This is a genomic window from Conexibacter stalactiti (assembly GCF_033542075.1).
Taxonomy (GTDB): Bacteria; Actinomycetota; Thermoleophilia; order Solirubrobacterales; family Solirubrobacteraceae; genus Conexibacter; species Conexibacter stalactiti.
On sequence record NZ_JAWSTH010000044.1, the window covers coordinates 23478 to 48639 of the forward strand.

At 72.4% G+C, this 25162-nt stretch carries 25 protein-coding genes; 6 read left to right on the forward strand and 19 right to left on the reverse strand.

Annotation, left to right across the window (positions count from 1 at the left end):
- From trpC to R7226_RS16645, 6 genes are all read right to left on the reverse strand, one after another.
- Window positions 1–801: an indole-3-glycerol phosphate synthase TrpC gene (gene trpC / locus R7226_RS16620; RefSeq protein WP_318598319.1), complete on the reverse strand. Its 801-nt coding sequence runs from the start codon at window positions 799–801 to the stop codon at window positions 1–3.
- Window positions 798–1832 carry an anthranilate phosphoribosyltransferase gene (gene trpD / locus R7226_RS16625; RefSeq protein WP_318598320.1) on the reverse strand — a complete coding sequence of 345 codons (1035 nt, stop codon included), beginning with the start codon at window positions 1830–1832 and terminating at the stop codon, window positions 798–800. The genes trpC and trpD overlap by 4 nt, the downstream gene beginning before the upstream one ends.
- Window positions 1832–2434: an anthranilate synthase component II gene (locus R7226_RS16630; protein WP_318598321.1), complete on the reverse strand. Its 603-nt coding sequence runs from the start codon at window positions 2432–2434 to the stop codon at window positions 1832–1834. The genes trpD and R7226_RS16630 overlap by 1 nt, the downstream gene beginning before the upstream one ends.
- Window positions 2434–3912, reverse strand: coding sequence for an anthranilate synthase component I (trpE, locus tag R7226_RS16635; protein WP_318598348.1), 1479 nt, complete (start codon window positions 3910–3912; stop codon window positions 2434–2436). The genes R7226_RS16630 and trpE overlap by 1 nt, the downstream gene beginning before the upstream one ends.
- Before the next feature lie 5 nt (window positions 3913–3917).
- Window positions 3918–4523: a bifunctional phosphoribosyl-AMP cyclohydrolase/phosphoribosyl-ATP diphosphatase HisIE gene (gene hisIE / locus R7226_RS16640; RefSeq protein WP_318598322.1), complete on the reverse strand. Its 606-nt coding sequence runs from the start codon at window positions 4521–4523 to the stop codon at window positions 3918–3920.
- 67 nt (window positions 4524–4590) lie between these two features.
- A complete protein-coding gene (locus R7226_RS16645) occupies window positions 4591–5112 on the reverse strand; it encodes a cupin domain-containing protein (RefSeq protein WP_318598323.1) in 522 nt (173 codons plus the stop codon).
- Between the two features lie 19 nt (window positions 5113–5131).
- Here R7226_RS16645 and R7226_RS16650 point away from each other — a divergent pair, with 19 nt between their 5' ends.
- Window positions 5132–6286, forward strand: a complete 1155-nt coding sequence (locus R7226_RS16650) for a glycosyltransferase family 2 protein (protein WP_318598324.1) — start codon at window positions 5132–5134, stop codon at window positions 6284–6286.
- Window positions 6287–6337: 51 nt separating this feature from the next.
- Here R7226_RS16650 and era read toward each other — a convergent pair whose 3' ends face one another.
- The 5 genes from era to R7226_RS16675 form a co-directional block, all read right to left on the reverse strand.
- On the reverse strand, window positions 6338–7237 hold the full coding sequence (gene era / locus R7226_RS16655) for a GTPase Era (RefSeq protein WP_318598325.1): 900 nt from the start codon (window positions 7235–7237) through the stop codon (window positions 6338–6340).
- 81 nt (window positions 7238–7318) lie between these two features.
- Window positions 7319–7732, reverse strand: a complete 414-nt coding sequence (gene ybeY / locus R7226_RS16660) for an rRNA maturation RNase YbeY (RefSeq protein WP_318598326.1) — start codon at window positions 7730–7732, stop codon at window positions 7319–7321.
- Window positions 7733–7742: 10 nt separating this feature from the next.
- Window positions 7743–8759: a PhoH family protein gene (locus R7226_RS16665; protein ID WP_318598327.1), complete on the reverse strand. Its 1017-nt coding sequence runs from the start codon at window positions 8757–8759 to the stop codon at window positions 7743–7745.
- Window positions 8759–9190, reverse strand: a complete 432-nt coding sequence (locus R7226_RS16670; protein WP_318598328.1) for a GatB/YqeY domain-containing protein — start codon at window positions 9188–9190, stop codon at window positions 8759–8761. The genes R7226_RS16665 and R7226_RS16670 overlap by 1 nt, the downstream gene beginning before the upstream one ends.
- A 37-nt stretch (window positions 9191–9227) precedes the next feature.
- Complete coding sequence (locus R7226_RS16675) at window positions 9228–10604, reverse strand: NAD(P)/FAD-dependent oxidoreductase (protein ID WP_318598330.1); 1377 nt, start codon at window positions 10602–10604, stop codon at window positions 9228–9230.
- Window positions 10605–10716: 112 nt separating this feature from the next.
- Between R7226_RS16675 and R7226_RS16680 the strand changes: the two genes are divergently transcribed.
- The gene (locus R7226_RS16680; protein WP_318598332.1) at window positions 10717–11313 is read left to right on the forward strand and encodes a GDSL-type esterase/lipase family protein; all 597 of its coding nucleotides are present in this window, start codon (window positions 10717–10719) and stop codon (window positions 11311–11313) included.
- Here the strand turns inward: R7226_RS16680 and R7226_RS16685 are convergent.
- Complete coding sequence (locus tag R7226_RS16685) at window positions 11310–12128, reverse strand: 50S ribosomal protein L11 methyltransferase (RefSeq protein ID WP_318598333.1); 819 nt, start codon at window positions 12126–12128, stop codon at window positions 11310–11312. The genes R7226_RS16680 and R7226_RS16685 overlap by 4 nt on opposite strands.
- Window positions 12125–13243, reverse strand: coding sequence for a molecular chaperone DnaJ (dnaJ, locus tag R7226_RS16690; RefSeq protein WP_318598334.1), 1119 nt, complete (start codon window positions 13241–13243; stop codon window positions 12125–12127). The genes R7226_RS16685 and dnaJ overlap by 4 nt, the downstream gene beginning before the upstream one ends.
- 138 nt (window positions 13244–13381) lie before the next feature.
- Between dnaJ and R7226_RS16695 the strand changes: the two genes are divergently transcribed.
- Together R7226_RS16695 and R7226_RS16700 are read left to right on the forward strand one after the other, a co-directional pair.
- Complete coding sequence (locus R7226_RS16695) at window positions 13382–14080, forward strand: response regulator transcription factor (RefSeq protein WP_318598335.1); 699 nt, start codon at window positions 13382–13384, stop codon at window positions 14078–14080.
- Between the two features lie 144 nt (window positions 14081–14224).
- A complete protein-coding gene (locus tag R7226_RS16700) occupies window positions 14225–16537 on the forward strand; it encodes a hypothetical protein (RefSeq protein ID WP_318598336.1) in 2313 nt (770 codons plus the stop codon).
- Between the two features lie 59 nt (window positions 16538–16596).
- Here the strand turns inward: R7226_RS16700 and hrcA are convergent, their stop codons facing one another.
- Window positions 16597–17619, reverse strand: coding sequence for a heat-inducible transcriptional repressor HrcA (gene hrcA, locus R7226_RS16705; protein WP_318598337.1), 1023 nt, complete (start codon window positions 17617–17619; stop codon window positions 16597–16599).
- 167 nt (window positions 17620–17786) lie between these two features.
- On the opposite strand from hrcA, the gene R7226_RS16710 reads away from it, so the two are divergent.
- Window positions 17787–19880: a hypothetical protein gene (locus R7226_RS16710; RefSeq protein ID WP_318598339.1), complete on the forward strand. Its 2094-nt coding sequence runs from the start codon at window positions 17787–17789 to the stop codon at window positions 19878–19880.
- Here R7226_RS16710 and R7226_RS16715 read toward each other — a convergent pair.
- From R7226_RS16715 to lepA, 5 genes are all read right to left on the reverse strand, one after another.
- Entirely contained in the window at window positions 19855–20268 is a 414-nt protein-coding gene (locus R7226_RS16715; protein ID WP_318598340.1) for a MaoC/PaaZ C-terminal domain-containing protein, read from the reverse strand. The two genes, R7226_RS16710 and R7226_RS16715, sit on opposite strands and share 26 nt — an antisense overlap.
- A 2-nt stretch (window positions 20269–20270) precedes the next feature.
- Window positions 20271–20711 carry an FAS1-like dehydratase domain-containing protein gene (locus tag R7226_RS16720; protein WP_318598341.1) on the reverse strand — a complete coding sequence of 147 codons (441 nt, stop codon included), beginning with the start codon at window positions 20709–20711 and terminating at the stop codon, window positions 20271–20273.
- 40 nt (window positions 20712–20751) lie between these two features.
- Window positions 20752–21603 carry an SDR family NAD(P)-dependent oxidoreductase gene (locus R7226_RS16725; RefSeq protein WP_318598343.1) on the reverse strand — a complete coding sequence of 284 codons (852 nt, stop codon included), beginning with the start codon at window positions 21601–21603 and terminating at the stop codon, window positions 20752–20754.
- Between the two features lie 24 nt (window positions 21604–21627).
- Entirely contained in the window at window positions 21628–22563 is a 936-nt protein-coding gene (locus R7226_RS16730) for a polysaccharide deacetylase family protein (protein WP_318598344.1), read from the reverse strand.
- Between the two features lie 140 nt (window positions 22564–22703).
- Entirely contained in the window at window positions 22704–24512 is a 1809-nt protein-coding gene (gene lepA / locus R7226_RS16735; RefSeq protein ID WP_318598345.1) for a translation elongation factor 4, read from the reverse strand.
- A gap of 175 nt (window positions 24513–24687) precedes the next feature.
- On the opposite strand from lepA, the gene R7226_RS16740 reads away from it, so the two are divergent.
- Window positions 24688–24903, forward strand: coding sequence for a hypothetical protein (locus tag R7226_RS16740; protein ID WP_318598346.1), 216 nt, complete (start codon window positions 24688–24690; stop codon window positions 24901–24903).
- Window positions 24904–25162 lie beyond the last annotated feature (259 nt).

Consider the following 25162-nt stretch of genomic DNA (forward strand, 5'->3'; position numbering starts at 1 on the left):
TCAGACGTCGTCTTCGAGATCCAGGCGCGTCAGCGAGCGGCAGGCGACCTCGATGTCGGGCGAGCGCATCAGCGCCTCCCCGACCAGCACGGCGTCGACGCCGACCCGCTCCAGCTCGTCGAGCTGGTCGCGGTGGACGATCCCCGACTCGGAGACGACGGTCTTTCCGGCCGGGATGTCGGCGAGCAGCTCGAAGGTCCGCTGCACGTCGACGGTGAAGTCGGTCAGGTCGCGGTTGTTGATGCCGATCACGTCGGCGTCGATCCGCTCGAGCGCGATCTCCAGCTCGCGCTCGTCGTGGACCTCGACGAGCACGTCGAGGTCGAGCGCGAGCGCCTCGCTGTGCAGCCGCGTCAGCTCCTTCGGCTCCAGCGCCGCGACGATCAGCAGGATCGCGTCCGCACCGACGGCCGCCGACTCGTACACCTGGTAGGTGTCGACGACGAAGTCCTTGCGCAGGATCGGCAGCCGCACCGCCGCCTTCGCCGCGCGCAGGTCCTCGAGCGAGCCGCCGAAGTGGTGGCGCTCGGTCAGCACCGACAGCGCGGCAGCGCCCGCGCGCTCGTAGGCGCCGACGACCTCCTCGACGGTCGCGCCCTCGCGGATCGCGCCGGCCGACGGCGAACGGCGCTTGTGCTCGGCGATCACCGAGATGCCGGGATGGACGAGCGCCTCGGCGAACGGGCGATCCTCGCCGCGTCCCAGCAGCGAGCGCTCCAGCTCTGCGAGCGGGACTTCGCTGCGGCGGTGCTCCACGTCGCGACGGGTCGAGTCGACGATGCGTTCGAGCACGTTGCTCATGCTGGGGCCAGCTCCTGGGTCTGGGTGACGTATCGCTCCAAGGTCTCACGCGCGGCGCCGCTGTCGATCGCGGCCTCGGCGGCGCGCACGCCTGCCTCCAGCGTCGCGGCGCGGCCGCCGGCGTAGATGCCGGCGCCGGCGTTGAGGACGGCGATGTCGCGCGGGGCGCCGCGCTCGCCGTCGAGGATGCGGCGGGCGATCGCCGCGTTGTCCTGCGGGCCGCCGCCGCGCAGCTCCTCGTAGGAGGCGGCGTCGAGGCCGACGTCGGCGGCGGTGACGGTGAAGCGCGTGATCTCGCCGTCGCGCACCTCGACGACCTGCGTCGGCGCGACCGTCGACAGCTCGTCGAGCCCGTCGTCTGAGGAGACGATCAGCACATGCTTGGCGCCGAGTCTCGCGAACGCGCCGGCGATCGTGTCGTGGTAGCGGCGGTCGGCGACGCCGGTCAGCTGGCGCGCGACGCCGGCCGGGCTCGTCAGCGGGCCGAGGAAGTTCATCACCGTGCGGACCGCGAGCTCTCTGCGGACCGGGATCACGTACCGCATCGCCGCGTGGTGGTGGGGCGCGAACATGAAGCCGAAGCCGATCTGCTCGACGCAGCGCGCGACCGCCGTCGGCGGCAGGTCGATTCTGGCGCCGAGCGCCTCCAGCACGTCGGCGGCGCCCGACTTGCCCGTCGCCGAGCGGTTGCCGTGCTTGGCGACCGCGCAGCCGGCGCCGGCCGCGATCAGCGCCGCGGTCGTCGAGACGTTGAAGGTCTGTCTGCCGCCGCCGGTGCCGACGACGTCGACGAGGTCGTCGCGGGCGATCTCGACGTGCGTGGCGAACTCGCGCATCGTGCGGGCGAGGCCGGTCAGCTCGTCGACCGTCTCCCCCTTCGTCCGCAGCGCGATCAGCACCGCGGTGATCTGGACGTCGCTGGCGTTGCCGCTCCAGATCTCGGCGAGCACCGCCGCGGCGGCGTCCGTGCTGAGGTTCTCACCCGAGGCGAGCGTGTCGATCGCACGCGTGAGCAGGTCCCTCGGCGCCATCAGGCGGCCGCCGTCCCGCTGCCGGCGCCGGCGGCGGCCGAGCCGCCGAAGAGGAAGTTGCGCAGCAGGTCGTGGCCCTGCTCGGTCAGCACCGACTCCGGGTGGAACTGGATCCCCTCGGCCGGCAGCGTCTTGTGGCGCAGCGCCATGATCACGCCGCCGCCCCGTGCCGACACTTCCAACACGTCCGGGAGCTGCTCGTCGACGACGAGCGAGTGGTAGCGACCGACCGTCAGCGGCGACGGCAGCCCGGCGAAGACGGTCCTGCCGTCGTGCTCGACCGGCTCGGTCTTGCCGTGGATCGGCTTGTGGCGGATCACCGTGCCGCCGTAGGCCTGGCCGAGCGCCTGGTGGCCGAGGCAGACGCCGAGCACGGGGATGCCGGCCGCCGGGAAGCGGCGCAGCACCTCGATCGAGATGCCGGCCTCGTCGGGCGTGCAGGGGCCGGGCGAGACGATCACGCGGTCGTAGCCGCGCAGCAGCAGCTCATCGACGGAGGCGTGGTCGTTGCGCACGACCTCGACCTCGGCGCCGAGCTCGCCCAGGTACTGGACGAGGTTGTACGTGAACGAGTCGTAGTTGTCGACGACGAGGACGCGCATCACGGCCACTCCGGCTGCGCTGAGGCCAGCTCGATCGCCTGGCGCACCGCGCGCGCCTTCGCCTCCGACTCGCGGAACTCGTAGTCGGGCTTGGCGTCAGCCACGGTCCCGCCGCCGGCCTGCACGTGCGCGAGCCCGTCCTTGACGACGACCGTCCGGATGTGGATGCACGTGTCGAGGTCCCCCGTGTACGACAGATAGCCGATCGCACCACCGTAGCCGCCCCGCTTGACCGGCTCCAGCTCGTCGATGATCTGCATCGCGCGAACTTTCGGTGCGCCGGAGAGCGTACCGGCCGGCAGCAGCGAGCGCAGCGCGTCGAGCGGCCCGATCCCCTCGCGCAGCCGCCCCGAGACGCGCGAGACGATGTGCATCACGTGGCTGTACAGCTCGATCTCCATGTAGCCGTCGACGCTGACGCTGCCGTACTCGGAGACGCGGCCGACGTCGTTGCGGGCGAGGTCGACGAGCATCACGTGCTCCGACAGCTCCTTCTCGTCGGCCATCAGCTCCTCGGCCAGGCGCGCGTCCTCGCCCTCGTCGGCGCCGCGCGGGCGGGTGCCGGCGATCGGCCGCGTGTGGACGATCCCGTCGGTCACTCTCAGCAGCGGCTCAGGGCTCGCGCCGGCGATCTCGAACTCCTCGAAGTCGAGGAAGTACATGTACGGGCTCGGGTTGACGGCGCGCAGGCCGCGGTAGATCGAGAAGGCCTCGATCCCGACCTCGGCCGTCCAGCGCTGCGACGGCACGACCTGGTAGGCGTCGCCGGCGTGGATGTACTCGACGATCCGCTCGACCATGCCCTCGAAGCGCTCGCGCGGCATGTTGCTTCTGAACTCGACCGCTCCGCTGCGCTCGCGCGGCGGCCGCTCGGGGCGCGGGACCGGGCCGGCGAGCTTCCAGCGAACCTCGTCGATCGTCTCGACCGCGGCGGCGTAGGCGGCGTCGAGGTCCTCAGCGGTCGCGTCGACGTTGGCGAGCACATGCAGCTCGTGGCGCAGGTGGTCGAACGCGACGATCGCGTCGGTCAGCATCAGCGCCATGTCCGGCAGGCCGATCACGTCCGGGTTCGGCTCGCCGAGCGGCTCGACCGTCCGCACGAGGTCGTAGCCGAAGAAGCCGACCGCGCCGCCGGAGAAGGGCGGCAGGCCGGGCAGCTGCGCCTGTCTGGCGCGCGCGACCGCGGCGGCCGCCAGCGCGTACGGGTCGCCCTCGTCGCCGAGTGACCAGCGCAGCGTCTCGCGCGGCTGGACGCCGATGAACGACCAGCGGCCCATGTGGCCCTGCTCGGCCGACTCCAGCAGGAACGAGGGACCGCTGCCGCGCAGCTTCAGGTAGGCGGAGACAGGCGTCTCGATGTCGTCGACGAAGGTGTGGCGCAGCGGCACGAGCGTGTGCTCGCCCGCGAGCGCGCGAACCTCCTCCAGCGACGGGGTCACGCGCGAGGCCGCGACAGGCTGATGGGTCGGCGAGGCCATCCCGCTCACCGGCTGCGCTCGTCGAGGATCTGCTCGGCGTCGGCGAGCGTCAGGCCGCGCGTGTTGAGCAGCACGGAGAGGTGGTAGAGCACGTCGGCGGCCTCGTTGGCGACGCGCTCGTCGCTCTCCTCGCGGACCGCGCGCACGACCTCCTCGGCCTCCTCCTCGACCTTCTCGCCGGCCAGTCTCGGATCGGCCAGCAGCTTCGCCGTCCACGAGCCGTCCGGTCTGGAGGCGGCGCGCTCGGCGATCGTGCGCTGCAGCGCCGGCAGCACCTCGTACGGCGCCTTCGGCGTCAGCTCGCCGTTGTGGAAGCAGGTGCGCGCGCCGGTGTGGCACGCGGGGCCGGCCGGTTCGACGAGCGCGACGACGGCGTCACGGTCGCAGTCGAGCCGCAGCGCCTTGACCTTCTGCACGTTGCCCGAGGTCGCGCCCTTGTGCCACAGCTCGTTGCGCGAACGGCTGAAGAAGTGGATCTCGCCGGTCTCCTGCGTCTTGCGCAGCGCCTCGGCGTTCATATAGGCGAGCGTCAGCACCTCGCCGGTGCGCCAGTCCTGCATCACGCACGGGACGAGGCCGGCTGCGTCGAACGCGACTTCTAGATCAGGCATCGGTCGAGAGATTGTAGGGGCCGGCGGGACGGAGGCGCCCAGAGGTGCCCGCCGCCCGCCGCCCGCGCTACCAGCCCTGCCAGTCGGGACCGAGTCTCACCGGCAGCTCGTCGGTGTCGAGCGGGAGGCGGTACTTGTCCGGGTTGGTGTGGTCGTACATGATCGTCGGGAAGTTGACGACGCGGACGTCGCTGTCGCCGAGGTTGCGCTCGGCGTGCCATACGCCGCGCGGGATCGTCACGAGCAGGCGCCGGTAGGGCGACAGCACCAGCCGCGACTCCAGGCCGCTGGTGCTGCTGTCCTCGCGGGCGTCGAAGAAGGCCAGCTCCAGGTCGCCGTCGAGGAAGGCGTAGCGATCGTCGTGCCGTCTGTGGATGCCCCACCCCTTCGCTCTCCCGGGCCGGATCGTGAACTGGTACGCGAAGACCAGCTCGTCCGGGCTGACGCCCCAGCGCGGGTCATACAGCTCGACGACGCTGCCGCGCTCGTCGACGTGCGTGATCAGCTCGCGCACGACCATGCCCTCGGGCAGCTGGGTGATCGACGCACCGTTGGATGTGACGGTCTGCACGTCCCGGGTGACCGGCATCGCTGACATCCTTCCGTAGATGGGGATCGACTTCACCGTTGGCGTCCCGACGCACGACCGACGGGAGACGACGTTGTTGGCGGTGCGCAGCGTACTCGACCAGACTCGTCGAGTTGCCGCCGTGATCGTCCTCTGCGACGGCTGCTCCGACGGCACCGCCGACGCCGTCCGCGCGCTCGGCGATCCCCGCGTCACGGCGCTGGAGCTGGAGAAGGGCCCCGGGTACGCCTACGCCCACCGCAACCGGGCGCTGGAGCTGGCCGAGACCGAGGTGGTCCTGTGGCTGGCCGACGACGACCTGCTGATGCCCGATCACCTCGAACGGATTGGCGAGCTGTGGGACAGCGGCCGCTACGACCTCGTGCAGAGCAACGCGCTGATGGTCGCGCCCGACGACGCGCTGACGTGGATGGGCGCCGACTGGAGCGTGCCCGCGCTGCGCGAGCGGTTCGAGCGCCACAACACCAACCCGATGGCCTCGATCAGCGTGCGCAGATCGCTCGCGCTGGAGATCGGCGGCTGGGACGGCTCCTGCCCGCGCGCCGCCGACTGGGACCTCTGGAGACGGCTGCTCGCGGCCGGCGCCCGCACCGCCGTCAGCGCGGAGCCAACGCATCTGCACTTCCGCGCGACCGAGCGCGACCAGCCGTGGGCCGACCGCGTGCGCCAGAACACCGCCTGGCTGGAGCGGCTCGAGGACCCCGGCGAGCTGTCGCGGCTGCGCGTCGAGCTGCGGCGCGTGCGCGAGCTGCGCGACGCGGCGCTGCTGGAGCGTGCCGAGGCGGCCGAGTCGTGGGCCCGCCAGCTCGAGCGCAACGCCGCCGACGAGCGCAGCTGGCGCGAGCAGCTCCAGCGTGAGCTCGAGCAGCTCCAGCGCGAGCGGGAGCAGCAGCACGAGCAGGAGCGTGAGCAGCGGTCGAGCGAGCGTGAGCGCGTGTCGAGCGAGCGCGATGACGCGCTCGCGCGCGTGAACGAGTTGGACGCAGCCCTCGCCGACGCCCGGCGCGTGCTGGCCGACCGCGACGCCGAGCGTGCCGCGCTCGCCGCGCGCCTGACGGCAGCCGAGGCGGAGGCGACGCGCCTGAACACGGCGCTCGCGCGGATCGAGGCCGGCCGCTGGTGGCAGCTGCGGGCGCGGCTGCTGCCGCTCGCGCGGCGGCTGCGCCGCACCTGAGGGCCCGCCACGCTGCGGGCTCGCGCCCCCGAGGGGGTCGGCGCGGGGCGCCTACTCGATGCCGAGGCGGTCGAGCAGGCGCTCGTCGGTGCGCCAGCTCTTGCGCACGCGCACCGTCAGGTCGAGATGGACGCGCGTGCCGAGCTCGCGCTCCAGCTCTCTGCGCGCCGCCGTCCCGATCGCTCTGATCATCCGCCCACCGGCGCCGATCAGGATGCCCTTCTGCGAATCCGTCTCGACCAATGCGACCGCGCGCACGTACATCAGGTCGTCATCGCGCTGTTCGATCTCGCCGACCTCGACCTCGACCGCGTGCGGCACCTCCTGGCGGGTGCGGCGCAGCACCTGCTCGCGCACCAGCTCGGCGAGCAGCACGTGCTCGGCCTGGTCGGATCTGTCCTCGGGCGGGAAGAAGAACGGGCCCTCCGGCAGCATCGACGCGAGGTGGTCGACGAGCGTCTGCACGCCCTGGCCGCCGCTGGCGGAGATCGGGAAGATCTCCTCGGCGACGTCGAGGTCGGCCGCCGCCTGCAGGACGATCGCGGTCTGATGCTTGCTGCAGCGGTCGATCTTGTTGACCGCGATCACGACGGGCAGCGGCGCCTGCTTCAGCAGCTGGGCGATGAAGCGGTCGCCCGGGCCGATCCCCTGCTCGGCGTTGATCAGCATCAGCGCGGCGTCGGCGTCGCGCAGCTCGCTCTCGACGCGCCGCTGCATCCGCTCGGTCAGCACGTCGCGCGGGCGCTGCACGCCCGGCAGGTCGACGAGCACGAGCTGGTGGTCGGGCGTCGTGCGCACGCCGCGGATCGCGCGGCGGGTCGTCTGCGGCTTGTCGGAGACGATCGCGACCTTCGCGCCGACGATCGCGTTGGTGAGCGTCGACTTGCCGACGTTCGGGCGGCCGGCGAGCACGACGAAGCCGCTGCGGGTTCTGGCATCAGCGCCAAGCATCAAAGCCTCCTTGGCAGGGAAGAGCGAGCCGCCAGGCGAGTTCTTCCGACGGAATCTGAGCCCCTGGGCGAAGATTCCGCATCATGGCTTGATCCATCGCAGCAGCTCGGCCTGGAGCGCCAGCATCTCGCCGTCGTCGACCTCGTGGTCCATCCCGGTCAGGTGCAGCGCGCCGTGCACGACCGCCTCGCTGAGGTCCTCGGTGTGCGGCGGGCAGATCACGACGTCGCCCAGCTCGCGCTGGTCGGCCGGGATCTTGTCGACGCCGTCGTCGAGACCGTCGATCGGGAACGAGAGCACGTCGGTCGGCTTGTCCTTGCCGCGATGGTCGCGGTTGAGGACGCGGATCGTGTCGGCGTCGACGAACGCGACCGCGACGTGGCCGTCCTCGATCCCCGCGGAGGAGAACGCCAACCCGCACAGCTCCTCGACGTCGATCGCGGTCAACCCGTCGATCTCGGCGTCATCGAGCCCGATGACCTCGACTTCCAACATGACTCGCAGCCTACGCGGAGCGGCGGTCCGACGCCGACCTGAGCTCGGGCGCGAGCCGCTGCTGATGCTCGTCGTACGCCTCGACGATCCGCTGCACCAGCTTGTGGCGCACCACATCCTCGCCGCCGAAGCGGACGAAGTCGATCCCTCTGACGTCGCTGAGGATCTCGCCGACGGTGACGAGGCCCGAGCGCTGGTCGTTGGGCAGGTCGATCTGCGTCACGTCGCCGGTCACGACGATCTTCGAGTTGAAGCCCAGGCGCGTCAGGAACATCTTCATCTGCTCGGGCGTCGTGTTCTGCGCCTCGTCGAGGATGATGAAGGAGTCGTTGAGCGTGCGGCCGCGCATGAAGGCCAGCGGCGCGACCTCGATCACGTTGTGCTCCAGGTGCGCGACGACTCTCTCCGGATCGAGCATGTCGTGCAGCGCGTCGAACAGCGGCCGCAGGTACGGGTCGACCTTCGCCATCAGGTCGCCGGGCAGGAAGCCGAGCCGCTCGCCGGCCTCGACGGCCGGGCGCGTCAGGATGATGCGGTTGACCTCGCGCCGGCTCAGCGCCGCCGCCGCCATCGCGACCGCCAGCCACGTCTTGCCGGTGCCGGCCGGGCCGACGCCGAACGTGATCGTGTTGTTGCGGATCGAGTCGACGTAGCGCTTCTGGTTGACCGTCTTGGGCGCGACCTTCGTCGAGCGGTGACGCCAGATCACGTCCTCGAGCACCCTGCTGGGCGACTCGTGCTGGCGCAGCGCGCCGCGGATCGCCTGGATCGTGCCCGGGGCGATCTCATGACCGCGCCCGACCAGATCCGCGACTTCGCGCACGACCTGCTCGGCAGCCTCGACCGCCTCGGCCTCGCCCTCCAGCGTGAGGATGTTGCCGCGCAGCCAGATCTGGCACTCGAGATCGCTCTCGAGCGTGCGCAACACCTCGTCCTGGGTGCCCGACAGCTCGGCCGCGACCGCGTTGTCGAGCTCCAGCCGGCGCCGCACCTTCGTGTCCTCGGGGGTTGCGCTCGTGCCCGGCACTACGACGACAGCGCCTCCCGGACGCGCGCGGAGACGCGCTTGCCGTCGGCGCGCCCGGCGACCCGCGCCATCGTCGCCTTCATCACGGCGCCCATCTCCTTCGGAGAGCTGGCGCCGGTCTCGGCGACCGCCTCGGCGACGAACACGTCGACCTCCGCGTCCGACAGCTCCGCGGGCAGGTAGCCGGCGATCAGCTCGGCCTCCGCGCTCTCCTTCTCTGCAAGCTCTTCGCGACCGCCGCCCTGGAACTGCTCGGCGGCATCGAGCCGGCGCTTGCGCTCACGGCGCAGCACGGCCAGCTCGTCGCCGTCGCCCTCCTTCACCGACTTCTGCAGCTCGGACAGCACGAGCCGGAGCGCGCCTACGCGCTCACGGTCGCCCGCCTTCATCGCGGCGGTGATGTCGGTTCTCAGTCGTTCGGCGACGGTCACGGTCCACCTAGGATAGCCGCGCCGGCGGCGCCGCCGTCTACGAGGTCGACGCCGTCTCGGGCGCTCTGCCGTCCCTGGCCGTCGCGGCCGCCACGGGCGCCGCGCCGTTGGCGGGCGAGGCGGGGTGGTGAACCTGCTCCAGGTCGGGCGGGTTGCCGATCTGGCCCAGCTCGGAGGTGTCGCGCGGGAACAGGAGCGAGACGGTCCAGTCGACGAGCAGGCGCGACTTGCGATGCCAGCCGGGCATGTTCGCGAGGTGGTACGTGCGCGCCAGGAACCAGGCCGGGAAGCCGCGCATTCTGAAGCCCATCGCGCTCGCGACCGCCTGGTGGCGGCCCATGTCGACGAACACGCCCTTCGTCTTGTACGTGAACGGCTTGACGCTGCCGCTTCCGCCCAGCTCGGCGGCGACGTTGCGGGCGACGCGTCTGCCCTGACGGATCGAGTGCTGCGCCGTCGGCGGCGACAGCTCGCCCTTGCGCGCGGGGTCGGGAACGCCGGCGGCGTCGCCGATCGCCCAGACGTTGCGACGGCCGTTGACGCGCATCGTCTGGTCGACCTCGATCCGGCCCGCTCTGCCGAGCGGCAGGCCCAGTCTGCTGACGACCGGATGCGGCTTGACGCCGGCCGTCCACGCGAGCGTGCGGCAGGGGATCACCTCGCCGCCCTTCAGCGTCACCGAGCGCTCGGTCATCGACTCGACCGTCGTGTTGGTGCGGATCTCCATCCCGCGCCCGCGCAGCTCGCGCTCGGCGAAGGCGGCCAGCCGCGGCGCGACCTCCGGCATCACGCGGTCGCGCGCCTCGACGAGCATGAAGCGCACGCCTTGCACGCGGCAGCGCGGATAGAGGTCGATCACGTCGGTGACGAAGTCCTGCAGCTCGGCGATCCCCTCCAGCCCGGCGTAACCGGCGCCGACGAAGACGAACGTGAGGTATTCGGCGCGCTCCTGCGCGTCGTGGATCGTCTCAGCGATCTCCAGCGAGGTGACCGCGCGGTTGCGCAGCGCGATCGCCTCCGACAGCGTCTTGAAGCCGACCGCGTGCTCGGCCAGGCCGGGGATCGGCAGCGTGCGCGAGACCGCTCCGAGCGCGACGATCAGCTGGTCGTAGTGGAGCTTGTGCTCGCGGCCGTCGAGCGAGTCGACGGAGATGCAGTTGCGGTCGGGCTCGGCGCCGGTAACGTGACCGAGCCACAGGTCGGTGCGGCTGAGCTGCTCGCGCAGCGGCACGACGACGTGGCGCGGCTCCAGCGTGCCGGCCGCCGCGCCCGGGAGCAGCGGCGTGTAGAGCATGAAGTTCACGTCGTTGACCAACGTGACGCGCGCCGCGTGCGGCGGCAGCTGCTTTTCGAGCGTGCGGGCGGCGTAGTAGCCGCCGAACCCGCCTCCGGCGATGACGATGTCCCAGGCCATGATCTGAAGGCTATGCCCGCATCGGCCGGCTCACAAGCGAGCCGCGTCGCGTCGGCGCGGCGCGCGCTCGCGGACGCTGCACGCGCGGCCGAGATCTGGTTGGCTCCTGACGGTGAACGACCGTCGCGTTCTCTTCTTCGGCGACTCCTTCGTGGCCGGCGCGGGCGATCCGCGCGGCTGTGGATGGGTCGGCCGCGTCGCCGCCGCCTGCGCGCCGCTGACGCCTTACAACCTCGGCATCCGCGGGGAGACCTCCGTGCAGGTCTGCGGCCGCTGGCAGACCGAGGCGTGGCCGCGTCTGCGGGCCGAGGCGACCTGCGCCTTCGTCTTCAGCGTCGGCGCCAACGACGCCTGCGGCGAGCAGCCCGGCGACCCGCCGCGGCTGACCATCGAGCAGTCGACGACGGCGCTGGCGGAGACGCTCGACGCCGCGCGGATGATGGAGCTGCCGGCCTTCGTCGTCGGGCCGCCGCCGGTCGGCGAGCCGGCGTGGGACGAGCGGGTCCGCGAGCTGACCGGCGCCTTCGAGACGCTCTGCGCCTCTCGGGGGATCCCCTATGTCGCGGTCGCCGAGCCGTTGCTGGCGTCGCGCACCTGGCTCGAGGAGGCGGCCGCCGGCGACGGCGCCCACCCGGGCGCCGGCGGCTACGACGAGCTGACCGAGCTGGTGCTCGACGGCGGCCTGCGCGACTGGCTCGCGGCGCTCTAGTCAGCCGCGAGCAGCAGCGCGCACCACTCGCCACGCGCGACGCGGGCGCGCTCGGCCAGGCCGTGGCGGGCGAAGGCGGCGGCGATCTCGTCGCCCTCGTGCACGAGCAGGCCGGAGGCGATCAGCCGCCGCGGCGGCTGCGGCAGATCGGCCGCGTACTCCAGCAGCAGCGGGCGCAGCAGGTTGGCGAGCACGGTCGGGGCGGCCGGCATCGTCTCCGTCCGCAGGTCGCCTCTGCGGACGTCGAGCGCGACGCCGTTGACGGCGGCGTTCTCGATCGTCGCGTCGACGCTCAGCTGGTCGTAGTCGACCGCGACGACCGGCTCCCAGCCGAGCTTTGCGGCGGCGATCGCGAGCACGCCGGAGCCGCAGCCGACGTCGACGGCCTCGCCGCGCGCCTCCGGCTCCTCGTCGGCGAGCTGGAGCAGCAGCTCCAGGCACAGCCGCGTCGTCGCGTGCGAACCGGTTCCGAACGCCTGCGCCGGGTCGATCACCAGCTCGACAGCGGCGCCGAGCGGCGCCTCCCACGGCGGCCGCACCGCCAGCCGGTCGCCGAGCACGAGCGGCTTGTGGAAGTCCTTCCAGCGCTCGGTCCAGTCGTCGGGCAGCTCGCTGGTCGTGACCTCGACGAGCGCTCCGCCGACGGCCGCGCGCAGGTCCGGCAGGTCGGGCAGCTCGCCGGGCGCGCCGTAGACGGCGTACTCGACCCAGTCGCCGCCGTCGACCTCCTCGACGCCGCTCGGCGCCAGCTCCAGCAGCTCCGCGAGCGCGATCTCGGCGTCGGCGCGGCCGACTCTCAGGGCGAGGCGAATCATGCGCCGAAGGCTCGTTTCAGCTTCGAGAAGACGCCCTCTTCCGAGCGCAGGTTCTCCTCGCCCAGCGACGCGCTCAGCTGCTCCATCAGCTCCCGCTGCTCGTGCGAGAGGCGCCTCGGGATGACGACGTTGACGACGACGCGCAGGTCGCCTCTGCGCCCGCGCCGCAGCGCCGGCAGCCCTCTGCCGCGCAGCGTCAGCGTCTCGTTCGGCTGGGTGCCGGCCGGCACCTCCAGCGGGACCGGGCCGTCGAGCGTCGGGACGTCGAGCGTCGTGCCGAGCGCCGCCAGCGGCGCGGCGACGTCGACGACGGTCACGAGGTCGTCGCCGTCGCGCACGAAGCGCTCGTCCTCGGCGACGCGCACGAGCACGTAGAGGTCGCCGGGCGGGCCGCCGTGCTCGCCGGCGTGGCCGCGGCCGGAGAGGCGGATCCGCTGACCGTCGGAGATGCCGGCGGGGACGTCGACGCTGACGGTCTGCCTCGCGACGACGCGGCCGCGGCCTCTGCAGGTCTTGCAGGGTGACTTCGGCACCCTGCCGTCGCCGTGGCAGACGTCGCAGGCGGTCGCGCGGACGACCTGGCCGAAGGGCGTGCGCGAGACGGCGCGCAGCTGGCCGGAGCCGCCGCAGCGCTCGCAGGTCTCGATCGGCGTGCCGGGCTCGGCGCCGTTGCCGTGGCAGGTCTCGCAGCGGATGACGGCCTCGTAGGCGACCTCGACCGGCGTGCCGGTCGCTGCCTGCCCCAGCTCGATCGTCGCCGAGACGGCGATGTCGCCGCCCTGCGCCGGGCCGCCGCGGCCGCCCGCGCCGCCGAAGACGTCGCCGCCGAAGAAGGCGTCGAAGATGTCGGAGAAGGAGCCGAAGCCGCTCGGCTGGAAGCCCCCCGACCTGAGGCCGTCGGCGCCGTAGCGGTCGTAGGTCGCGCGGCGGTCGGGGTCCGACAGCACCTCGTACGCCTCCGCAGCGGCCTTGAACTTCGTCTCGGCCTCCGGATCGTCGCTGTTGACGTCCGGATGCAGCTCGCGCGCGAGGCGGCGGAAGGCCTTCTTGATCTGGTCTGCGTCGGCGTCGCGCGGGACGCCGAGACGGTCGTAGTAGTCGCTCGCCGTGGGCACGCCCTCATGGTATGTGACCGGTGAGAGAACGGCCCCGCTGGCATGCGGCCGCTCGTCAGGGCCGTTCCTCCCCCACCGGGGTCGGTTCCACCCGTCATGCTGGGCGCCCCCTCCCCCATCCCCACATGGAGGTGACCTGTGTCGAGGAGTGACACCACGGCGGACCAGGACCGTCACGCGACACGCACGTTGCGGGTCATCGTCGCCGACGACGACCCGCTCTCGCGCCGGGCCGTCCGCGACGCGCTGCAGGCCGCGGGCATCACGGTGATCGCGGAGGCCGGCGACGGCCGCACGACGGTCGAGTTGACGCTCCACTACGTGCCCGACCTGCTGCTGATGGAGGCCGAGCTGCCGGGGCTCGGCGGACTCGACGCGATCCGGCAGATCCACGAGCGCACGCGCGACGTGCGCGTGATCGTCCACGCGCGCACGGACGATCCCGCCGTCGCGCTGCGCTGCCTGCGAGCCGGCGCCGCCGGCTACCTGCCCAAGAGCTGCGGGCTGGAGCCGCTGCCGCGGGCGCTGCGGGCCGCCGACGACGGCGAGGCGATCGTGCCCCGCCACGTCGCCGCCCACCTCGTCGACTGCCTGCGCCGGCAGCGCGAGGACGGCGCCGGGTTGCGGCCGGTGCGCAGCCCGCTGACCGATCGCGAATGGGAGGTGCTCGACCTGCTCTGCGGCGGGCTCTCGACCGACGAGGTCGCCGACCAGCTCGTGCTGACGACCGAGACCGTCCGCTCACACATCAAGCACGTCCTGCGCAAGCTCGGCGTCAGCTCGCGCAGACAGGCGGTCGTCGTCGCCCGCCAGATGCGCGAAGCGGCGATGTACTAGACACTCGGAACGCCCCCACCAACGGGCCGGCGCGCGCTGAGCGACGTGCGCGCTCCACCCCAGCCGCGGCCGAACTTCACCCCAGCGGCCGAACCTGCCGAAACGTACGTTTTCCGGGTCATCACTCCACCGCACGGAGGACCCATGCGCATCACCAGAACGATGCGGCGAACGGCACGGTGGCCGGTACGTGCAGCGCTGCTCGCGACGCTCGCCGCCGGCGGCGCCGCCGCTTCTCTTCCGGCTGTCGCGACAGCCGCGCCGACGGACCCGCTCGACACCAACGTGCCATACCTGGCATGGCGCGGCGAGCAGATCAAGCTCGCCTCGTGCGTCTCGCGCGAGATGTCGGAGTCGCTCTCCCAGCGCGGCACGGTCGCGGACCTGTACGCGACCGACTTCCTCGTCGAGGACTGGAGCGGCGCTGATCCGGACCGCGCCAAGCCGCAGATCGAGCCGGGCACGATCCGCTCCTACGTCGACGACGAGGGGCGGTGGTGCATGGCCGCCGACGTCGTCTCGCTGAAGGCCGGCATCGCGCCGGTCAAGCTCGTCGCCAGCTTCTTCGGCGAGCCCGTCTGGAAGCACCAGTTCCTCGCGATCTGGATGAACCAGCACGACCCGGTGCTGACGCAGCTGCCGAGCGCCAGCGACCCTGACGCCAGCGGCAACTTCGACGCCGGCGAAGGCCCCGGCCGCGTCCAGGTGAAGGTCTCCGGCAGCGTCCCGCTGCTGGGCAACTACTCCGAGCTGGGGCTCGGCGAGGCGATCGACCTGCCCTCGGGCTACGCCGATCTGGCCGGCAGACTGGCGCGCAGCGACGATCCGCTGACCGACCACGACCCGCTGCTGTGGGACACGCACGACGACGACCTCACGACCGAGGGTCATCCCGCCGGTCCGTGCGGCCCCGGTGACCCGGTCACGATCGACGCCGTCGACAACTGCGTCGGCGGTGGCGACCTCGGCCCCTTCTCCGCCTGGGACGCACTGAGCGCCACGGCGTTCCTGTCGAGCGACAGCGCCTACGGTCCGTTCGACCCGACGCGCGCCGACGACACGTACCTGCCAGACGGCAAGATCGACGCGGGCGACGCGCCGATGCCGGCGCTGCGGGTCGACCTCAGCATCAGAGCCAACAGCGGCGATCCGACCGACTCGAGCGGGATCGGCACGCTGGAGAAGGTCGACAAGTCGATCGTCTACTCGCGCAACGGCGACGGCGGCAGCTACGCCCACAACCTGTACGCGCCGTTCTACCGCGCGTTCATCCCGGCGACCGCCGCGGGAGAGTCCTCCTCCGGCATCGACGGGCCATCGCACGGCTCCAACTTCGTCGGGTTCCTGAACAGCAACCCGTACGACTTCTGGGACATCGCGTACGTGCTGCGCAGAGCGACCGGTGGCGACACCAACTGCCTGCGCCGCGACCACGACTACCGCGAGCGGCCGTTCGGACCGCAGTCGGTCGTCGTGTACACCGATGAGCACGGCGAGGCGCAGGTCGCCTTCCGGCCCGGCGTCGACGCCTTCTTCGACGCGCTCGTCACGCCCGATCGCAACAACGGCTGCGACCTGCAGGGGATCGATCCGCTCGGCATCGCCGAGATCAGCGCGATCGGCCGTTACCCGTACCAGCCGGTGACCGATCCGGACCACAGCTCGGGCACGCTCCAGCAGACGGTCCACTCGCTGTTCAGCAAGACGCTGTTCTACGAGCCGAAGGGCACGACCGCCGCGACGGCGAACGTGCGGCTCGTGACCGCGCACGCGCAGGACGTCGACGGTTCGCCGTTCGTCAGAGAGCTGGTCTGCTTCTCGGCCGACTTCAACGCCGAGTCGCTGATCGTCTTCCAGGGCTTCAGAGCCGTGAGAGACCCGCTCGGCGGCAACCGCCTCTGCACGCGCACGGACCAGTACGGCAACGCCGTGATCGAGGTGCTCAACTCGAACAGAACGACGGTGAACGTGATCGCTCACTTCGTCGACGAGCGCCTCTTCCGCGACGTCCGCGTCGACTTCGGCACCGCGCCGTCGAGCGGTGGCACCCCGCCGCCAATCCCGACCGTGCCGGGCGGCGAGTCCGGTCCGCAGCCCGTCCCGCCGCAGCCGAGCGCTCCCGGCGCCGGCACTCCGACGCCCGCTCAGCTGAGCGCCGCGAACGTGCCGGCGGCGGCGATCGCCCAGGTCCAGGGCGGCACGACGAGAGCCGTGGCCGCGAAGAAGGCGAAGATCGCCTCCTCCTCCCTGACGCGCAACCCGCGCGGCAAGGCATGGGTGACGATCCGCGTCAACGGCGCCAAGAACGGCAAGGCGACCGTGAAGATCCGCGTGCTCGCGCGCGGCGGCCGCACCGTCGGCCACGTCACGAAGGTCGTTCCGCTCAACCGCAAGGTGAAGATCGGCCTCGGCAGCCTGTCGAGCAGCGCCTTCAAGGTGCGCGTCACGCTCGGCTGACGCCGGATCGAGACGAACGCAGCTTGGGCGGGCGCCAGGGAGGGCGCCCGCTCAGCCGTTCAGCCGTCGTAGACGTCTTCGACGAAGCGCGACAGCTGGTGGGCGGCAGCGCGCACCGAGCGGATCGCGTGGTCGTAGTCCATCCGCAGCGGCCCGATCACCGAAACGGTGCCGAGGCTCTGGCGCGGCAGCCCGTAGCTGGCCGCCACCAGTGCCAGCGAGCGCAGCGCCGGCGTCTCGTTCTCGCGCCCGATGCGGACGTAGACGTCGCGCTCGACGAGCGCGGCGCTCAAGACGCCGAGCAGCGAGACGCGCCGCTCCAGCATCGTCATCACGTCGTTGAGCTGCGTCACGTCCTGGAAGCCGAAGTCGCTCACCAGGCGCGCGGCGCCGTCGACGTAGAGCGTGTCCTCGCTGGTGTCGGCCAGCTCGGTGAAGACCGGCGATATCGCATCGAGGAAGCCGCGCTCGCGGATTCCCAGCGTCGGGTCGGCGAGCCGCAGGTGCAGCTTGCGCGCGCCGAGGCCCATCCCGACCAGCTGCTCGTTGAGGAAGCTCGCGCCCCAGTCGGCGAGCCCGGCGTCGACCGGCTGGTCGAACGTGAAGACGCGCTTGGAGACCCCGCCGGTCGAGGTGATCACGACGACCATCAGCACCTGCGGCTGCAGCAGCAGCACCTCGACGTGGCGGATCGTCGCCGTCTCGATCGGCGGCGCCGAGACGATCGCGAGCAGGTTGGTGACCTGCGACAGCGTCGCGGTCGTGACGCGCATCGCCTCGTCGACCTCGTGGCGCACGAGCGACAGCGCCAGCGGCGGCGCCGCGACGACGGCGGTCGGCGCCGGCTGGCTCAGCAGGCGGTCGACGTAGTAGCGGTAGCCGGCGTCTGTCGGGACGCGGCCGGCCGAGGTGTGCGGGTGCGCGAGCAGCCCGTGCTCCTCCAGCATCGCCAGCTCGTTGCGGATCGTCGACGGTCCCCACTCGACGTCGGCGGCGAGCGCCTTGGAGCCGACCGGCTGGCCGGTCTCGAGGTAGTCCTCGACGACCTTGCCGAGGATCAGCTCCTGTCGCGGGGTGAGCATCCCCTCATTCTAGGTTCCCCGCCGCTCGGAACCACGCCGCCTCTGCCGAACGGGAGCGCGTGGACCCGCCAAGAGCTGTTGATTGCTCAAGGTTTGTTGTTGCCATCCCGAAAACAGGCTCAACGGGCAGGGGTACGCCCGGGATTCCACGCACTGGAGGGTCCGCTGTGACGCCGACGCTTGGGAGAGCGTGCCGGACGGTCGCCGCGATCGTGGGAGCGATCGCGCTGCTGGGGACGACGAACGCCATCGCGGCGACGACGAGCTGGGAGCCGCACCCTGAGGGTGCGCGCACCTTCGCGAGCGGCACCGCCGGCTGGACGGCGACGACGACGCAGGACGGCGGGGTGACCTGCGGCGGGATCCTCGCGATCCCCGGCGTGACGTGCCCGCAGGTGGCCACCGGTTGGGAGGCCGGCGGTCACCCGCGGACGTCGCTGAGAACGACGTTGGGGCTGCTGTCGACCACGACCGTCGACTGGAGGAGCCCGTCGTTCACCCCCGCGCAGCGGCCGGACGTCGCCGCGCTGAGCTTCGCGCTGCGGGCCGCCTCCAGCTCGCTGCTCGACCTCGGCGGCGCGACCGTCGCCGCCGACCTGGTCGAGCTGAGCGCCGGCGACGCCGCGACGCCGCTGCTGGCGGCGAGCGCGGTCGCCCCGTCGGCCGGCTTCAACGCCTACGGCGGCCCGGTCGCCCCCGCGCTGCTGACGCCGGGCAGAAGCTACGCGCTGCGGCTGCGGCTGGTCGTCGCGACGCCGCTGGCGGCGGCGGTCGCCGGCTCGATCGACCTCGACGACGTGGCGCTGGAGCTGGTCGACCTGGCGCCGCCGAGCGACCTGACCGCGACCGTCTCCGCCGACACCGTCGGGGTGCGCGTCCACGGCGCCGTCGACCCGCACGGCCAGCCGGCGACCGTCCGCATCGACTACGGCCCGACGAGCGCCTACGGCGTGACCACCAGCGCGTCCGTCTCCGGCAGCGGCGCGCAGGTGTACTCGCTGCCGCTCGCCGGCCTCAGAGCCGCGACGAGATACCGCTACCGCGTCACCGCGACCAGCCCCGACGGGACGGTCGCGACCATCGACGCCGGCTTCACCGCCCCGGCCGAGCCGGCCGCCGACGGCGCGCCGATGCTCGTCGGCGCCTCCACCAGCCGCCAGCGGATCGCCGTCTTCGACCTCGACGCCGCCGTCACCGGCGCGCTCGTCGAGGTGCTCGACGAGACCGGCACGACCGTGCTCGGCTCCTTCCCGGACGCCGACCTCGACGGCTCGGCGACGATCGCGCTGCCGGTCGCCGCCGGCACCTACCGCGTCCGCGTCGTGCGCACGCGCGGCGGCGTCCCGCTGCCGAGCGCGTCGGTCGAGGCGCGCTACGTCTCCGACAGCACGCCGCCGGACGCCGCCGGCGTGCTCGTCGTCGTCTCGCCATGGTCATCGGCGCAGCGGACGCGCACGGTCACGGTGATCGGCAGACCGGGCGACGCCGTCTCCGCGCAGCTGCGGCTGCTCGACGGCGCCGAGGCGCCGCTCGGCGTCCCCCTCGCGCTCCGCGCCGACGGCAGCGGCTCGCTCACGCTGCCCGACAGAGCCGGCAGCTACCGCGTCCGCGCGAGCTTCTTCGACCTGGCCGGCAACGAGTCGACGGCGCGCAGCCTCCAGCTCCTGCTGACCGCGCCGGCCGGGAGCGGCGATGGCAGACCGGCCAACCGCGAACCCGTCCCGGGCGACGGCGGCTCCGGCTCCAGATCCGGCGACGGGAGCGAGAGCGGTTCCGGCGGCGGCGCCCAGCCGCCCGGCGACGCCGGCACCGGCGCCACCAGCGGCACGACGACCGGCGGGATGCGCGCCGCCGGCGTGCTCGACGCCTACCCGCTGAGAGTCAGAACGGCGCGCTGCGCCGTGCGGCCGGGCAGCTCGATCCGCCCGCCGGCGCGCAACGGCGTCTGTCCCGGGCGGCGCGTCGTCGGCCGCGTCGCCGCCGTCACGCGAACGGTCGGCGGCGGCAGGGTGACCGTGCGGGCCGAGGTCCCGCGCGTGATCGGCGGCGCCAACACGCTCCAGTTCGGCCTCACGCAGCGCGGCGGCGCGCTGCTGCGCGCCGTGCGCTGGACGCTCGCCGGCAGAGCGCTGCCGGCGCCGCTGCTTCCGGCCGCGCGACTGCGCGCCGACGGCGGCGCTCAGACGCTCGCCGTGCGGCTGACGCCGCGCCGCGGGCCGGCGGTGACGGTGCGGATCAGCTTCCGGACGCGGGCGGTGTGACGACGACCTCGGCGACGGCGTTGCGGATGATCCGCGTGTCGCCCTGACGCGCCTCGGCCGCGACCGTCGCGACGCCGTCCTCGACGGTCTTCACTCTGCTGCTGACGACGACCTCCTGCTCCAGCACGCCCATGCCGCGGAATTGGACCGACAGCGATCTCAGCGCCGCCGGGCCGCCGGCGGCCTCGGTCTGCGCCCGCGCGACCTGCGCCATCGACCACAGCCCGTGCAGGATCCGCCCCGGCAGCCCGACCGACGTCGCGAACTGCTCGTCGATGTGGATCGGGTTGAAGTCGCCGGAGGCGCCGGCGTAGCGGACCGTCAGAAAGCGGTCCGGGGTCGTCGTGAGGACGGGCAGCTCAGCGCCCGGCTCGAACTCTGCGGACATCGTCACGCTCCTCGCACGAGCATCTTCCAGATGCCGGTCACGACGGGCTCGCCCGCCTCGTCCACGGTCACGACCTCGAAGTCGAAGAAGCCGAGCCCGCCCTTCTCGCTGACCGCCGCGACGCTCGTCGTCGTGGTCAGCTCCTCGCCGGCGACGACCAGCCGCTCCCAGCGGAAGTCCTGGCCGCTGTGGACCATCATCGAGAAGTCGATCCCGACCTCCGGGTCGAACAGCGCCGGCATCACCGACGGCGACTGGTAGACGACGGCGAACATCGGCGGCGCGACGACGTCGGCGAAGCCGGCCGCGCGCGCGGCGGCGACGTCGAGGTGAAGCGGGTCGGTCTCCCCGACCGCGAGCGCGTACTCCTTGACCTTCTCGCGCCCGACGGCGTAGACGACCGGGGTGTATCTCTTCCCGACCGCGTCGGTGTTGGCTGGCACCAGGCTCCTCTCGTGCGTCGGACGGCTGTCCGGGACTCAATCAGATGATCGACGGCACGGCGCCGCCGTCGACCGACCATGACGCGCCGACGACGTTCGCGGCCCGCTCGGAGCAGAGGAAGACGATCGCGGCGGCGATCTCCTGCGGCTCCCCAAGGCTGCCGCGCGGCGTTCTCGCCGCCGCTGCCGCCAGCACCTGCTCGCGCGTGCGCCCGCGCGCGGCTGCCGCCTGGTCGGCGAGGCCGCCGGGCGCCATCCACAGCTCCGACGTCGTCGGCCCCGGCGCGACGGCGTTGACGAGCACGCCTCTGGCCGCCCACGCTTCCGCGTACGCGCGCGAGAGCGCCAGCTGGGCGCTCTTGGTGACCGAGTAGGCGACGTTCGTGCCCGACGGCCGCTTGCCCGAGGAGGAGGCGACGTTGACGATCCGCCCCCAGCCGCCTCTCGCCATCAGCGGCGCCGCGGCGCGCATCAGGCGGTCGGGCCCGCGCACGTTGAGCTGCCACTGCAGCTCCCAGTCGTCCTCGCTCAGCTCGCCGAGCGGGATGTTGGCGGAGGTGCCGGCGTTGTTGACGAGCACGTCGATCCCGCCGAGCCGCTTCTGCGCGGCGGCGACGATCGCCTCCGCGGCGGCCGGGTCGGTGACGTCGGCGGCGAAGGTCTCCACGCTCGCTCTCGCGCTCGCGCCCGGCGCGGCGGCCGAACGGGCTCCGGCGGGCGCGGGGCCGGGCGCGGTGGCGATCGCCGCGGCCGCCGTGGTCAGCGCCTGCGCGTCACGACCGACCAGCAGCAGCCGCGCGCCCTCCGCGGCGAGGCTTCTCGCGACCGCGCGGCCGATCCCTCTGCTGGCGCCGGTGACGACGCAGCGCTTCCCGCTCAGGCCGAGGTCCATCGGCGCATTGTCGCGTGCCGCCGCTCAGCGCGCGGCGACGTACGGCGATCCGCCGAGCAGCTCGGCGAGCGTCGCCGTTCTCAGCCGCTTGCGTCTGAGGATCTCCAGCATCTCGGGCAGCGCCTCGGCCGTCGGCGGATAGTTGGCGTGCAGCAGGATGATCGCGCCCGGTCTCGCCCAGTGTCTGATCGCGTTGAGGATGTACGCCTTCGAGCGCAGGTTGGAGTCGGCGACCGTCCCGTTCCACATCACGACGCTCGTGTAGCCGCGCTCGCCGGCGGCGGCGAGCGTGCCGTCGTCGAAGGCGCCGTACGGCGGGCGGAAGTACGGCCGGCCGGTGAGGCCGAAGGTCTGCTGGATCCACTGCTCGTTGCGGTCGAGGTCGGCGCCGAACGCCGCCGCCCCGACGGCCGGGGAGTTGACGTGGTTGAAGGTGTGACTGCCGACCGTCAGCTGGCCGCGTGCGACCAGTCTGCGGATCGCCGCGGCGTGCGGTCTCCACTGGCCGTCGTAGGAGCCGTTGGGGAAGATGGTCGCGTGCGCGCCCGTGCGTTCGAGCTGCTTGACGAGCGTCGCGATGCAGGCGCCGCAGTAGCCGTCGTCGTAGGTGAGCGCGACCATCCGGCCCGCGGTCGGGCCGCCCTGGTGGACCTCCGCGGGCCCCGGTCTCGCCGGCGGGATCGTGTCGACGTCGATCGTCGAGGCTCGCTCGGCGGCGGCGCGTCTGCGCTCGGCGCGGCGCTCCTTGGCCGCTCTGCCCGCGTCATCGCGCGCGATCGTCGTCTCCGCCTCGGCGACGTCGTCGCCGGACGGGCCGCGGCCGCTGCTCACGACGAAGACGGCGACGACCAGCGCGACCACCGCCAGCAGCCCGCCGCTCGCGATCCGCCGACGACGGCGCACCGCCTGCTGGGCCGCTTCGCGCCGCGCGCGCCGTTCCGCATCCGTGAGGCGCGTCATCGCGCCAGCATCCTGACAGCTCGGCGCGCGCGAGGGCGCCAGCCGCGCGGCGCGCGCGACGGCACGTCGGCGCTACGCCCGGCGGCGGGAGATCAGCGCCAGCCGATCTCCCAAGGCAATCGGCGCCAGCCGATTGCCCGCTATCTGGTGTCGCCCAGTTCGAGCACCGCGAGGAAGGCCTCCTGCGGGACCTCGACGCGGCCGACCTGCTTCATCCGCGCCTTGCCCTTCTTCTGCTTCTCCAGCAGCTTGCGCTTGCGCGAGATGTCGCCGCCGTAGCACTTCGCGACGACGTCCTTGCGGTACGCCTTGACGGTCTCGCGCGCGACGACGCGTGAGCCGATCGCCGCCTGGATCGGCACGTCGAACTGCTGACGCGGGATCTTCTGCTTCAGCTTCTCCGCCAGCACGCGGCCGACGTCGTGGGCCTTCGAGCGGTGGACGACCATCGAGAGCGCGTCGACCGGATCGCCCGAGAGCAGGATGTCGAGCTTGACGAGGTCGCTCGTTCTCAGGCCCGTCAGCTCGTAGTCGAGCGACGCGTAGCCGCGCGTGCGCGACTTCAGCTGGTCGAAGAAGTCGAGCACGATCTCGGCCAGCGGCAGGTCGTACTCCAGCTGCACGCGGTCGGCCGACATGTAGGTCATGCCGGCATGCGTGCCGCGCTTCTCCTGGCACAGCTCCATGATCGTGCCGACGTACTCCTTCGGCGTCAGGATGCTGGCGCGGATGTACGGCTCGCGGATCTCTCTGATCGTCGAGGGATCGGGCATGTCCGACGGGTTGTGGACCGGCACGATCTCGCCGTTGGAGAGCTCGACCTCGAACTCGACCGACGGCATCGTCGTCATCAGCTCGAGGTCGTACTCACGCTCCAGCCGCTCGCGCACGATGTCCATGTGCAGCAGGCCGAGGAAGCCGCAGCGGAAGCCGAAGCCGAGCGCCTCGGAGGTCTCCGGCTCCCACGACAGCGCGGCGTCGTTGAGCGTCAGCTTCTCCAGCGCGTCGCGCAGGTCCGGGTAGTCGTCGGAGTCGATCGGGAAGAGGCCGCAGAAGACCATCGGCTTGACGTCCTGATAGCCCGGCAGCGCCTCGGTCGCGGCGCCGCGCTTGGTCGTCAGCGTGTCGCCGACGCGCAGCATCGCGACGTCCTTGACGCCGGTGATCAGGTAGCCCACCTCGCCGGGGCCGAGCTCGGCCGCCGCGATCATGCGCGGGTTGAAGAAGCCGATCTCGTCGATCTCGGCCTCGGTCCCGGCCGCCATCGCGCGGATCGCCTCGCCCTTCGTGAAGGTGCCGTCGACGACGCGGATGTAGGCGATCACGCCGCGGTACTGGTCGAACTCGGAGTCGAAGATCAGCGCGCGCGGCGGCGCGGCGGGATCGCCCGCGGGCGCCGGGACCTTCTCGACGAGCCGGTCGAGCACCTCTCTGACGCCCATGCCGGTCTTCGCGCTGATCCGCAGCACGTCGTCGGGATCCTCGCCGAGCAGCTCGGAGACCTCGCCGGCGACGCGCTCGGGCTCGGCGCCCGGCAGGTCGATCTTGTTGAGGACCGGGACCAGCTCCAGTCCGCCGTCGATCGCCAGGTAGGTGTTGGCGAGCGTCTGCGCCTCGACGCCCTGGGAGGCGTCGACGACCAGCAGCGCGCCCTCGCAGGCGGCGAGCGAGCGCGAGACCTCGTAGGAGAAGTCGACGTGGCCGGGCGTGTCGATGAGGTGCAGCTGGTAGGTCTCGCCGTCGGAGGCCTCGAACGTCACGCGCACGGCCTGCGCCTTGATCGTGATGCCGCGCTCGCGCTCGAGGTCCATCGAGTCGAGCAGCTGCGCTCTCATGTCGCGCTGCTCGACGGTGTTGGTGACCTCGAGGATGCGGTCGGCGAGCGTCGACTTCCCGTGGTCGATGTGGGCGATGATCGAGAAGTTGCGGATCTTGGACTGGTCGGCCATGGGCCGGTACAGGTTAGGGCTTGGCGCGCGGGGAGCGTGTGCCCCTGGGCGACGTAAGGCCCCGGCCCTCCGGAGGTAAGGCATTTCGCCCGCAAAGAGACGGCATCTGCCCGATGTGTCCGCTCTGGCTCAGCCGTACCGTCCTAACGGTCAGAAACGACGCCAGGAGCACACGATGAACCCCGCCCTCACCCATATCCAGAACGACATCCGGGCGGCCGAGCTGCATGAGCGCGCCCAGCGCCAGCGCAGCCCGCGGCTGACCCGCCGGTCCAGCCGCCGCACCGCCGAGGAGATCGAGGCGGTGGAGGCGGCGTCGCACGCGCCGGCCTTCGGCGCGCTCTTCCTCGGCCACGGCTTCTTCGGGCGCGAGCACGGCTCGCACGCCTGATCCCAGACCTGGGGCGTCTCGCTCGGCCAGCACCGAGCGAGGCGGACAACCCCGGCGACGCACCACGCCCGCCCGCACGTTCCTCCTCCTCGTCGGAGTGGAGCGGGCGGGCGCGTTGCGTTAAGCGCGACTAAGGCATTCCCTTACTGCGTGAGGGTGCGCCTCGGCGGGCGCGGGCACGGCGGTCGGCGTGCGCGCCGGCGCGGCGCGGCTCAGCGGCCGCGCGGCGGCGGGCGCCTCGGCGGACGCCGTCTCGGCG